At 58.4% G+C, this 10,675-nt stretch carries 20 protein-coding genes and 1 pseudogene; 16 read left to right on the top strand and 5 right to left on the bottom strand.

Annotation, left to right across the window (positions count from 1 at the left end; translation table 11 throughout):
- On the bottom strand, positions 1–529 hold a 529-nt coding region (locus WFJ47_RS16105; protein WP_336764357.1), incomplete at its 3' end, for a P63C domain-containing protein.
- Positions 526–726 carry a transcriptional regulator gene (locus WFJ47_RS16615; RefSeq protein ID WP_408863161.1) on the bottom strand — a complete coding sequence of 67 codons (201 nt, stop codon included), beginning with the start codon at positions 724–726 and terminating at the stop codon, positions 526–528. The genes WFJ47_RS16615 and WFJ47_RS16105, both read right to left, overlap by 4 nt.
- Before the next feature lie 91 nt (positions 727–817).
- Between WFJ47_RS16615 and WFJ47_RS16100 the strand changes: the two genes are divergently transcribed.
- The 16 genes and pseudogenes from WFJ47_RS16100 (at position 818) to WFJ47_RS16025 (ending at position 9,302) form a co-directional block, all read left to right on the top strand.
- Positions 818–1,198 (top strand): helix-turn-helix transcriptional regulator, encoded by a 381-nt coding sequence (locus tag WFJ47_RS16100; protein ID WP_336764355.1) that lies wholly within the window; start codon positions 818–820, stop codon positions 1,196–1,198.
- 321 nt (positions 1,199–1,519) lie between these two features.
- Positions 1,520–1,717: a hypothetical protein gene (locus tag WFJ47_RS16095; RefSeq protein ID WP_336764354.1), complete on the top strand. Its 198-nt coding sequence runs from the start codon at positions 1,520–1,522 to the stop codon at positions 1,715–1,717.
- Positions 1,718–2,293: 576 nt separating this feature from the next.
- Positions 2,294–2,626, top strand: a complete 333-nt coding sequence (locus tag WFJ47_RS16090) for a hypothetical protein (RefSeq protein ID WP_336764353.1) — start codon at positions 2,294–2,296, stop codon at positions 2,624–2,626.
- Positions 2,626–2,892, top strand: coding sequence for a hypothetical protein (locus tag WFJ47_RS16085; protein ID WP_336764351.1), 267 nt, complete (start codon positions 2,626–2,628; stop codon positions 2,890–2,892). The genes WFJ47_RS16090 and WFJ47_RS16085 overlap by 1 nt, the downstream gene beginning before the upstream one ends.
- A gap of 80 nt (positions 2,893–2,972) precedes the next feature.
- Positions 2,973–3,251, top strand: coding sequence for a hypothetical protein (locus tag WFJ47_RS16080; protein ID WP_336764349.1), 279 nt, complete (start codon positions 2,973–2,975; stop codon positions 3,249–3,251).
- Positions 3,251–3,484, top strand: coding sequence for a hypothetical protein (locus WFJ47_RS16075; protein ID WP_336764347.1), 234 nt, complete (start codon positions 3,251–3,253; stop codon positions 3,482–3,484). The genes WFJ47_RS16080 and WFJ47_RS16075 overlap by 1 nt, the downstream gene beginning before the upstream one ends.
- Positions 3,485–3,785: 301 nt before the next feature.
- Positions 3,786–3,965 (top strand): hypothetical protein, encoded by a 180-nt coding sequence (locus WFJ47_RS16070; RefSeq protein ID WP_336764345.1) that lies wholly within the window; start codon positions 3,786–3,788, stop codon positions 3,963–3,965.
- Positions 3,962–4,897 carry a YqaJ viral recombinase family protein gene (locus tag WFJ47_RS16065; protein WP_336764344.1) on the top strand — a complete coding sequence of 312 codons (936 nt, stop codon included), beginning with the start codon at positions 3,962–3,964 and terminating at the stop codon, positions 4,895–4,897. Before WFJ47_RS16070 ends, WFJ47_RS16065 begins: the two co-directional genes overlap by 4 nt.
- Positions 4,894–5,679 (top strand): recombinase RecT, encoded by a 786-nt coding sequence (locus WFJ47_RS16060; protein WP_336764342.1) that lies wholly within the window; start codon positions 4,894–4,896, stop codon positions 5,677–5,679. The genes WFJ47_RS16065 and WFJ47_RS16060 overlap by 4 nt, the downstream gene beginning before the upstream one ends.
- Positions 5,676–6,266 (top strand): 3'-5' exonuclease, encoded by a 591-nt coding sequence (locus WFJ47_RS16055; protein WP_336764340.1) that lies wholly within the window; start codon positions 5,676–5,678, stop codon positions 6,264–6,266. Before WFJ47_RS16060 ends, WFJ47_RS16055 begins: the two co-directional genes overlap by 4 nt.
- Complete coding sequence (locus tag WFJ47_RS16050) at positions 6,263–6,460, top strand: hypothetical protein (RefSeq protein ID WP_336764339.1); 198 nt, start codon at positions 6,263–6,265, stop codon at positions 6,458–6,460. The genes WFJ47_RS16055 and WFJ47_RS16050 overlap by 4 nt, the downstream gene beginning before the upstream one ends.
- 211 nt (positions 6,461–6,671) lie before the next feature.
- The gene (locus tag WFJ47_RS16045) at positions 6,672–7,163 is read left to right on the top strand and encodes a hypothetical protein (protein ID WP_336764337.1); all 492 of its coding nucleotides are present in this window, start codon (positions 6,672–6,674) and stop codon (positions 7,161–7,163) included.
- On the top strand, positions 7,156–7,494 hold the full coding sequence (locus WFJ47_RS16040; RefSeq protein WP_336764336.1) for a hypothetical protein: 339 nt from the start codon (positions 7,156–7,158) through the stop codon (positions 7,492–7,494). The genes WFJ47_RS16045 and WFJ47_RS16040 overlap by 8 nt, the downstream gene beginning before the upstream one ends.
- Complete coding sequence (locus WFJ47_RS16035) at positions 7,487–7,744, top strand: hypothetical protein (protein WP_336764334.1); 258 nt, start codon at positions 7,487–7,489, stop codon at positions 7,742–7,744. The genes WFJ47_RS16040 and WFJ47_RS16035 overlap by 8 nt, the downstream gene beginning before the upstream one ends.
- Positions 7,737–7,862, top strand: a pseudogene (locus WFJ47_RS16030) (ClpX C4-type zinc finger protein); the annotation flags it as partial. The gene WFJ47_RS16035 and the pseudogene WFJ47_RS16030, both read left to right, overlap by 8 nt.
- A gap of 285 nt (positions 7,863–8,147) precedes the next feature.
- Positions 8,148–9,302, top strand: coding sequence for a site-specific integrase (locus WFJ47_RS16025; protein WP_336764333.1), 1,155 nt, complete (start codon positions 8,148–8,150; stop codon positions 9,300–9,302).
- 613 nt (positions 9,303–9,915) lie between these two features.
- Here WFJ47_RS16025 and WFJ47_RS16020 read toward each other — a convergent pair.
- The 3 genes from WFJ47_RS16020 to WFJ47_RS16010 all read right to left on the bottom strand — a co-directional run.
- The gene (locus WFJ47_RS16020) at positions 9,916–10,122 is read right to left on the bottom strand and encodes a hypothetical protein (protein WP_336764331.1); all 207 of its coding nucleotides are present in this window, start codon (positions 10,120–10,122) and stop codon (positions 9,916–9,918) included.
- Complete coding sequence (locus WFJ47_RS16015; RefSeq protein WP_336764329.1) at positions 10,119–10,352, bottom strand: hypothetical protein; 234 nt, start codon at positions 10,350–10,352, stop codon at positions 10,119–10,121. The genes WFJ47_RS16020 and WFJ47_RS16015 overlap by 4 nt, the downstream gene beginning before the upstream one ends.
- A partial coding sequence (locus WFJ47_RS16010; RefSeq protein ID WP_336764327.1) for a hypothetical protein occupies positions 10,349–10,675 on the bottom strand: 327 nt, incomplete at its 5' end. The genes WFJ47_RS16015 and WFJ47_RS16010, both read right to left, overlap by 4 nt.

Here is a 10,675-nt window from a genome sequence, read left to right as displayed (position 1 = left end):
TCACCTCGAGCCCAATCTCACCGAACAGGAAGTCATAGACATACCGGTTGATGAAATGGCCGCAGTTCGGATGATTGTTGCGACCGGTCTTGGCCAGGCCGAGAACGCGATGGAGGTTCACGAAGAACGGCTTCTCAAACCGCTTCTCCCATACGCGCACCTCGGGCGAGAGGATGTTGAGGCGCAGGAGATCGCGGGTGACGGGTTGGTTGCGGCGCATTTCGATGAACGCCCGCGCTACGCTAATCATGATCTGTGTTGCGACCGGCATGTCGGATCGGCTGATCATGAAGAGCGCCTGATGCTCAGTCAGGAAATAGGCCGTTGCCGCCTTACCCCCGCCAGAAGGAACGATGCGTTTTGAAAACACATCGTCCAATTGCGATAGGTTATCGACATGGTTTTTGATGAGGCGGCGGAATACGCGGATATCAACGTAGCCGAGACCCTTCGCCAATTCGATGTCACTGATGCGAGCCTCGCCATCAGTCTGGACCTCGATACGGAAGGGCACGATCTCCGCATTCATGGGCGGGCCTCCGTGGGGGTGCGTTCGAACAGGTCCGGCCGCAGTTGCTCACGGGGGATGCCGAAATTCGCTTCAATGCTCGGGCAATGATGCGGGGGAATCTCTTTCCAGAGGATTGGGGTCGAATGTTTGACGCCCAAAACTTTGGCAAGAGCGCTCGGGCCGCCGACAAGGGCGATGAGTTCCTTTGGTGTCATACAAAAGGTTTGCCACACGAACATCGTTCATCGCAAGCGTTTTGTTTGCCACGCAAACCCATTCGTGAAGAGGATGCGCTAGGATCAGTGCATGTTTGACCGCAAAATCATGGCTGAGCGCTTACAAGCCATCCGTCTGCGTAAATCCGCTGAGGTAGGCAGGAAGCTCACTCAGGCTGATGTTGCGGCAGCCGCAGATGTCTCACGCTCGCACGTCGCGAACGCAGAGGGCGGAAAGACGGGCATCAGCGTCGAGGCAGCCTTCAAGTTGGCCCAGTTTTACGGCGTTTCCCTCGACTACCTTACCGGACTTTCTGTTTCGGAACTCCAGAGCGCGCGCGATGTGGTCAAAGACGCCGACGAGCGGTCCCTTCTGCGCATGTGGAGAGCAATGAACGATGGGGAGCGAGCGGCTATGGCTTCTGTCGCGGAGCGCCTGGCCGAAAAAGCCGGGAGCGCTGACGCTGCCTGAGGGAATCGGGTCATGTCGTTCTGCCGTTGCCATGCTATGCATTATGAGAACAGAACGAGAACATTTCAAGCGCGGGAACATTGCGGTTTGGTGAGGGTGGGCAAATCTACGCAGGAGACGCAAAGTGCAGTCCTCCACTATAAGTAACTGAAAAGAATAGATAAAATGTCCAAGTTGCCAATTCCGCCCGCCACTAAACGCAGAGTGCCTCAGGATAATCTTCCAAAACCGATTCTCATTCTGAACAGAGGCACAAGGCATTTTGTAATTTGCAATGTCGCCGAAAGGGTTTCATGTTGACGCCTCTCGGAGGAGAACAGCATGTCGGAAAGCTATGAAATGACGAAAAATCTCATGCAGGCTACTCGCGCTGGTATCTCAAGCCTTTTCCAGTTTGCTGGTCCGGCAGAAGAATATCGCGTGGTCAGCGACGCCGAGCTGCGCGGGAATGTGCTGAGTGGCGTTGGGCAGGCGTTTCGTGCGGCGATGTCTGAAGAAGATGTGAAACTTGGCAGATGAGCAGAAGGAGGGCCTTCGTGTTGGCCCGTCAAATGTGCCGTTCGACGTTGGTTCTTCTGTAGGTTTCTCCGATAAGCCTCCTCTACCCATCACACAGCAACTACAGTTCGCTGCGACACAGACGATGCACGTCGGTCCGCTGCCGCCGCCGGATCTATTCGAGAGTTACGATCGAATAAGGCCAGGCACAGCAGATGATATAGTTCATATGGCGAAAACCGGCCATGCTGCGGAGATTGAGCGTGCGAGCCGCGCGTTGTCATATAGCTATCGTACGAACATGACGGGAAGATATCTAGGTGCCTGTTTCGCCGGAATTGCTCTTATAGGGGGAATGGTTCTTGTGGCTTTAGGCCATGATGCAGCGGGATCTGCGATTTCCGGCGCCTCTATAACTGGCACTGTAATAGCCCTGATTACCGGGCAGAAAAAGTAAGCCCCGAGCCATGTCCCATTCGGAGCCCGGCCCAGCCGGGTTTCTTTTTGTGCGCAAGCGTTCGTGTGGCAAACATTTTTCTTGCGGACAGAAAGTTTGTGTGGCAAACGTATCCCCATCACCACCGATGGGGAAGCCAGATGGCAAACGTAAATTTCGACGTGTCGACCGCTGACCGGGCGATTATCAGAAAGATATCGACGCGTGCGATCAAGCTCATCGAGGGCTTGAATCTCAGCTCTAAGTTGCCGAGCCGTACCGATATCGCGATGGACATTACCGCTACCCACGCGAACGGCCTTCCGCTTCGCCTCAGCGATATGCTTGGCGCGGACAAATTTGACTTTCTCCATGACATTGCTGGGATCAGTAAGCATCTCGACCGCGAAACGGGAAAGCTGACCGAACATTTTCGGCCACGCTTCGCCGTGCCGAGCGATGCCCTGATCGCCGAAGCGCAGGGGGCGAAGTGATGGGTATCTATGAATCCGGCATTGGGCCGAATGTAGATAGCATCCTGCTGAGCGGTACGCGTGTGGTCGCAGGGAAGATCCCGGCTCAAGTCAGAAAAGAGCTGCGTACCGGTATGAAGGCCGGTGTCATCGGAGTGCTTAAGAGGTCTCCGCTAACACCCGAGATCTTCTATTCGAAGAGCCATCCCCATCCATACACGGCAAAAGAAATTCAGAGAAAGGAGCGCGAGTATAACGCCGCTCTCATCAAGAAGGCCTTTGCCTGACCCCGCTTGACGCGACCCCGGTACGCCGGGGCCGAACAAGCCGGGTTTCCGGCCAGTGTTTCCAGTGATGGAGAGAGAAGATGGCATATCCAGACGGAATGCAGTTTCGGAGCAGAGATACCCGCAGCCCGTATCATCGCGCCAATGCGATGAGCAACTATCAGGCGGCGGTCAGCCAGGACGCAGAGATCGCCGAGGAAATCCGCGAACTGATCACGCACACAGAGCAGCAGGTGAACGCCAAGCTGTCCCGCGTGAATGACCGGGGCGCGTTCGATACGGACGAGCTCGATTGCCTGTTCTGTCGCCTTGGTGAGGCGCTGCCGAACCGTGCTATGCTTGAGCAGAGGGCAGGGTGATGGGCAACGGGATTTACGCGCCGTTCCTCATGGACGTGCATGACCGACTTTTGGCATCCGCCGAACTGCACATCAAAGCCGCTGAGGCGCTGCAGGAGACTGACAAAGACGCAGCCGAGCGCCTGATACGCCAAGCGTACGGAGACCGATCTGCGGCCAAGTCGTTGCGCTGGTCGGTGGAGAGCTTCGGGGTAACGGCAAGTGTGCCGGTTGTGCAGGAGGCCGCACAATGACGCCCGCACAGTACGACCTCGCCAGGGCGAACGCAGTCCTCAAGCACCTACGCAACGAAGCCTGGGGGCTCGATGCGACCCCGCTCCACAAGAGCCTCATCCAGCAGTGGGAGGCTCAGCGGACTGAGGCCGATCGGCGGATGATTTCTGAATTGTGGGGGGAACGCTCATGAGCGGGAAATGGACGCCGGGGCCTTGGCATTGCCACCGAAACCCAGACTTCTGGGAATTCGGGAGCGACGAGCACGGACAGCTTGGAGACGTTTGTGCATCCGCCTTCTCCACTGAAGGATGGGCGCCAGTGAATGCCGAGGAAGTTATGGAGGCCAACGCCCGCCTTATCTCTGCTTCGCCGGAACTGTTCGACGCATTGAAGGATCTGGTCGAGGAAACGGCGGACATGCTGACGTGGGGTTGCGAACCTGACGTGATCAGGAACGCACGCGCCGCGCTCGCCAAGGCCAAGGGAGAGGGGGCGTGAGCGAAGTCCTCACAATCACCGGCGAGGAATGGCACGCCCTGCGCGCAAGGCATGTCGGAGGCTCCGAGATCGCAGCCCTGTTCGACGCGCAGCCTGATTACGCACTGGGCCTGCATGGACTCTGGCTCGTCAAATCCGGTCGTGCACCCGCTCCGGAAGTCGATAATCCGCGCACGCGCTGGGGCAACCGCCTGGAAGAGGCAATCGCGTATGGTTGCGCAGAGCAGGAAGGCTGGAAGATCCGCAAAGGTGGCCACTTCACCGATCTGTCGTGTCGCGGGCTGGGTGCTACGCTCGATTTTGTCATTGAGGGCGGCGAAGAAGGGCGATCCACACCGGGCGCTCTTGAGATCAAGAACGTCGATTACCGAGTGCATAAGCAGTCATGGGTCGATGGTGAGCCGCCACTGCATATCCTGCTGCAGCTTCAGCACCAGCTTGCCTGCTCGGGATTTACCTGGGGAGCAGTCGGCGAATTGATCGGCGGGAATGACCTGCGCATCTACCGCTATGAGGCGCGTACCAAGCTGATTGCCAAAATCCGGCAAAAGGTCGCGGCATTCTGGAAATCGATAGATGAGGGCAATGAGCCGCCCGTCGATAATTCAACCCAGACGGGAGCGATCCTTCGCGCCATGAATTCGCCCGTTCGCGACGAGATTGCGGACATGGAAGGCGACAACGAACTGCCGGAGATCTGCGCAGGCCTGCTCCACGCAGCGGCCAAGCGAAAGGAGATCGAACGCGAAGAGCAGGGCTTCAAAAATCGCCTGATTGAGAAGCTGGGCACGGCCAAGAAGGCCAGGAGCCAAGGCTTCTTCATCAGCACCATAGTCACACCAGAAAAGGCGCCGCGCGCTGCCCTGCCGGGAGAAATGATCCCGGGCCGGAAGGAAGCGCGCCGCTACGAGATCAAGGAAGCAAACGCATGAGCAATGCCCTCGCAACCCCCACTGAGAAGCTGCGTACCCAGATCACGAGCATGACGGGCGAGTTTCGCAACGCACTTCCGTCGCACATCAAGCCTGAGAAATTTCAGCGCGTCGTGATGACGGTTGTGCAGCAAAATCAGGGGTTGATGAACGCCGACCGCAAATCTTTGCTCGCATCGTGCCTGAAGTGTGCGGCGGACGGACTGATCCCGGATGGGCGCGAAGCCGCACTCGTGATGTTTGGGCAGCAGGTCCAGTATATGCCGATGCTGGCCGGTATTCAGAAGCGCATCCGCAACAGCGGTGAGATCGCGAGCATTCAGGCACATGTCATCTATGAGAACGATCACTTCGTCTGGCAACAGGGCGTAGATGCGAGCATCGAACACCGTCCGCTTTTTCCCGGCGATCGCGGAAAGGCAATCGGCGCCTATGCTGTAGCCAAGTTCAAAGACGGCAGCGATCCGCAGTTCGAGGTCATGGATGTAGCCGCGATCGAAAAGGTTCGCGCAGTCAGCCGCGCCGGCAAGAGCGGGCCCTGGGTTCAGTGGTGGGACGAGATGGCCCGCAAGACGGTGTTTCGTCGTCTCTCCAAGTGGTTGCCGATGGATACCGAGGCCGAGGACCTTATGCGCCGGGACGACGAGAACGATGCACAGGATGTCGCTGCGCCGACGATCCGGGTTGAGGCGGAAGCGCCTTCAAAGCTCGACGCGCTCGAGCATGATGACGATGGAGTTGTACTCGAAGAAACCGGAGAATTGGAGGGGGCCGCCGCATGAGCATCCTCTTCTTCGACACCGAAACCACGGGGCTGCCGAACTATGGCCTCCCCACCAACCACGAGGACCAGCCGCATGTCGTACAGCTTGCGGCCATCCTGACGGATGAGCGAGGCAAAGAGCAGGCGCAGTTGAGCGTCATCATCAAGCCTGACGGATGGATTATCCCTGAAGGTGCAGCCAGGGTGCATGGCATCACGACAGAGAAGGCGAGTCGATACGGTATCCGCGAAGTGGTCGCAGCCGGGGCGATGTATGATCTGTGCTGCGCTGCCGATACGATCGTAGCGCACAACATCAAGTTTGACCGGCAGATTGTCGGCACGATGTTCGCGCGCGCTGGGCGTGGTTGGAAGCTGCCCGAGCGGCAAGCCTGCACGATGATGAACGCCTCACCGATCGTGAACCTGCCCCCGACCGAGCGAATGATTGCTGCAGGGTATGGCGACAAGCCCAAAGCGCCGAGCCTGGCTGAGTGTATCCGCCATTTCTATGGCGAAGAACTGGACGGCGCTCATGACGCGCTGGTCGATGTGCGGGCCTGCAAGCGGATCTATTTCGAAATGCTCGAACAGGTGCCCGCATGACCGCCGCAGCCTTCCACAAGATCAAGCGCGGCCTGCTTGAAGCATTGGAGATCGCACAGGCGGCCGACGAGGAAATAGCGGACCGCCTGACGAGAGAGCAGGCGGCACAGGATGCAATTCGCGCCCGGATAGCGGCGCAGGGACAAAGGCATGAGGCCGTGAAGGGCCGGAGCGCAGGGGAGAGACGGGGATGAGTGACGATAGTGCTGAGAACGGTAATCGCCGCGCCGTCCGTGATAAATGGTCACTCTGGATTAGTGTTTCCAGGACTCCTGATGATTGTACGCGCGTCGCCATATCCGATGAGAAGGGTTGGAAGGCCGTGGACATCTGCCCCGATCACGCTCGGTGGCTCGCCGATGAACTCGTCAGTACCGCTGCCCGGTGTGATGGAGAGAAAGCATCATGACCCACGAACAGAAGCCGGAGAGCGCGGAGTTTCGGACGACTGAAGAGCACGCGCTCGCTCTGCGCCACATCATTGATGAAACTCGCGTGCCTGATCGCCTCCCAGTAGCTCTTGCTCACGTTCGCGCCGCCGAGGCCCGAGGCGCGGCAGAGCAGCGCCGGAAGGATGCGGAGGGGGCAGAGCCGGTCGGGTATGTCAGGCCGGACATGATGGAGTTTTTCCGTCAGTCCAAGGCGCTTTTCACCAGTGCGTCCATCATTCCCAAGCGGGACGAGACGCACACCGAAGCCCTCTACACCCGCCCCGCCAACGTCGCCGCGCTTGAGGCTCAGGTGAAGGAGTTGGAGGAGGAGAATAAGGTGTGGAGCAGTGCTGTAAATAACGCGCTTACGTGGCTTGAAAACAGTCGCAAAGTGGAGGCGCGGGTTGAATTGAAATCCGCTCTGCGTCGTATCGCAGCCATCCGCGAGGGAGGCGAGCATGGGTAAGCGCGTGCGAGATTTCCGTTACGAGGATGATCCTCGTATGGCCCCTATTCGGCGTTATCTCTGGAAAGAGGTTCTGCGGGATACGAAGGAAGGTTTGCCGGAGGATGTTTCTTATTGGCTATGGGCTGATCACATCTTGCTTCTTGCTGAACGTGGTCATTCGGAAAGGATCGAGCAGCTTCAGGTGGCCAAAGGTCGGAAGCAAGAGGAAGCCAGGCGCTATCGTAACGCACTATCCAATATTGTCGCTAAGACGGGGAGCCATGCCGTAGCGCATAGGATAGCGCTTGAGGCGCTGGCTGCTGTGGCTGAGGATTATGATCATGACTGACCCCACCCCCTTCAACCGCCTCTTGGGCGAGCGGGTGCGGCGGCTGGTCGAGAAAGATGGTCGCTCAATGGAGGCCATTTCTCTCTCTGCGGGCATGGGCGCACACACGGTATCGCGGATCGTGCGCGGCCAGGCCGTGAAGGTCGATACGCTGTTCACGATCCTGCTCGAGGTTAAGGCCACGGGAGAGGATCTGAGCGCGGTATATGCTGACTTTGCTGAGCATCGAAAGGAGAGGGCGGATGGGTGAGACCTTCTATTGCTCGTTTTGCGGGAAATCTCAGCATGAGGTGAAGTCCCTTGTTGCCGGTCCATCCGTGTTCATTTGCGATGAATGTGTGGCCACCTGCATGGAGATCATGAGGGAGGCGGAGATCAAGATTTTATCCCGGCGCATTGCGATGTTTCTGCTGCGTGTACGGCAGCTTTTCAAGAGAGGAATAAGGAGGGCGAAGTATGGGTGAGGGAATGCCACGGCTGCGCCCGATGCTCGACGTTTTAGCAACCGACCTTCGTGGGATCGTCGGACGAACGAAGCTGCTGCATCATCTGCGTGATGTGCCTGAGCATGACGGGAAGCCAACGCACCGTCGCGTCGGACCGCGGATCAAGTTCAGTCCCGAAGATATCAAGACCCTGATTGAAAGCCTGGAATGCCCCTCAAGATCGTCTCCCGGAAAGGGCGGCAAGACCTCTACATACGCGGAACCGTCCGAGGACAAAGCCTATACGAAAGCACTGGAACGGCTGACCCGAAGCAGGCAGAGGCTTACCGGGCAAAGCGGGAGGCGGAACTCTGGGCTGAAAGCGTCTATGGCAAGCGTGCGGTCGTAACCTTCGCAGCGGCTGTCACGGCCTATCTTGAGGCCGAGCAGCGTAGCGAAACCACTCTGAACCATGTCGAACGGCTCCTGAAGCATTTCGGCAAGCGAAAGCTGACCTCGATCGGGCAGGGGGATGCAGACGAGGCGTGCAAAGCCATCCTTCGCGATGGGGTCAACGCCTCACCAGCCACCAAGACCCGTGGCGTGCTGACGCCGTTGCGGGCCATACTCGAATTCGCGGCAGTGCGCGGGTGGTGCGACAAGCCCGCGTTCCAGATGCCTCGCGTCCCTCAGACGAAAATGCTTTTCATCCGGCCAGAAGAAGCGGTCGACCTGGTGAACGAGGCGGCGGCGCATGTCCGGCCGTTGCTGGTTTTTCTGATTGGCACTGGCGCCCGCATGTCCGAGGCGCTGGATCTCGATTGGAGTGATGTGGATCTGCCTGCGGCGCGTGCGGTTGTTTGGCAGAAGCAGGGGACAGAGCGACACATCGACCTTCCGCCTGTAGTTGTTCTCGCGCTTGCTGGCCTGCCATACCGATCGGGGAGGGTGTTCCGCCCCGTGCGATCATCGCGAGGGGCCCAGGGGCTTGTGATGGGAGACGCCTATTATGACACCGGACGGAACGGTGGGGGCCAGATCAAGAACGCTTGGGCATATGCCTGCAAGCGCGCAGGATTACCGGGTCGCGAACGGGTCTGGATACCAAAGGGGGAGACAAAGGAGCGGCAGGTTTTTGTGCCGAGCCTCACCCCGCACTGCCTGCGCCACACATGGGCGACGTGGCACTATTGCGTGCACAGGGATCTTCTGAAGCTGAAAGAGGAGGGAGGGTGGCAGACGATCACAATGGTCACTCGCTATGCCAAGAAGATGCCGGACCATCACAGGGAGGCGGTGATTCGCTGGCTCAACACGACTGACTGGTCTGATATCGTCTATTCGTGCCAGATCGGGGCCACTATATCAGAGGGTGCAAAATAAATTATATAAAACAGTGGCTTACCTAGTTGTCACTTTGCCTTCACACGGCAGGGGTCACAGGTTCAATCCCTGTCGCACCCACCATCCTCCCTCGCAGAAAACTGCTGTTTTTTGAAGATTGTAGGGTGTTACCTTCGCATCTTCTTGATCTAAACCGATCTACTGCGGTCGAGAGTCGTCCGGGCCGATCCGTGCAAAATCCGTGCAGTTTGTTCGCGGCTTGTTCCCGTGGGCTGCGAGTCGTTTCCCCTTGTACCGCCCCGCCAGATCGTGCGATTCTGCGACCTCGCGCTGGGCGGGTAAAACTGGCTTAGCAACTGGACGCTTCCCAGAGCATCCAGCGGGCGCGACGCCCAATACTCATCGCCATAAGCAAGTGCGTTGAATTTCTGACCAGCAGATGGTTTACAGTTCGGCATAATACCGGCTCATATGGAGCAACTTCGTCTATCCATTCCCAAGCACTCACCGGTTGAGTGCTGTCTTCCCATTCAACAACGCAGAGCGAAAGCTCTTTAGTTGCGCAGCATCGTTTCTTTGTCACGTTTTAAGTTCCTTTTGTGCCGCCGTACGGAAGAGACAGAGATTTTCAGCGCGATCACGCTGACGCCAATCACTTCTGACAAGCCCGCACCTGATCCCGCAGCCCGATATAGTCGCCGATCCAGCGCACCGTTTCCGGTTTCGGACTGGCCTTAATCTCAGCAGCAAGCGCTGCCTGATCGGCCTTGGAATAGGTCACAAGGGTAGGGCAGGGCACGTATTGCACCGATGAGCAGGCGGAGAGCCCGAGCAGGGCCCCGAGAGCAAGCCCCCTCATGCCGTGCCGTCCCCGAGCCGCTGCAACACGGCATCTTCCGTTGCTGGCTTGTCGGCCTGAGCCTGGGCCATGGATTGGGCCTTGAGCGTCGTCGCATCGGCAGCGGTCTTTGCGGCCTCGGACGTGCTGACAGACGCCGCATTCTTCCCCGCCCGGTTGGCGTACCAGATCACGGCTCCGAGAGCCGCGACGATGAACGCCACGGCCCCGGCAATGAGGTCAGCCGTCACGCGGCCTGCACGACAGCGCTGCTCGTGCCCTTGAAGGCGGCAACGAGCGTCTTGATATCGGTGTCGAGTTTGTCGGCATCGTCCTCGATCGCGCTGATCGCATCGAGAATGGCCGACAGATCCTTGTTGGAGTTCTCGAGCGACGGGATGATCAGATCACCGACCTCGCCAATGATGGCGGCGGCTGCCGTCAGCCTGGCCGTAGTGGCGGTGCTGACGGAACTGCCAGCCGCATCGGTGATCAGCTTGACGAGCTTGGTGACGAGCGTGTTCGCGCTGGTGGTCATGGTCTTTTCCTTCTGGATGATGAGGACTGATCCCGG

This window comes from Asaia sp. VD9 (genome assembly GCF_037150015.1).
In the GTDB taxonomy this organism is placed as follows: domain Bacteria; phylum Pseudomonadota; class Alphaproteobacteria; order Acetobacterales; family Acetobacteraceae; genus Asaia.
This window is presented reverse-complemented; position numbering and strand designations above follow the sequence as displayed.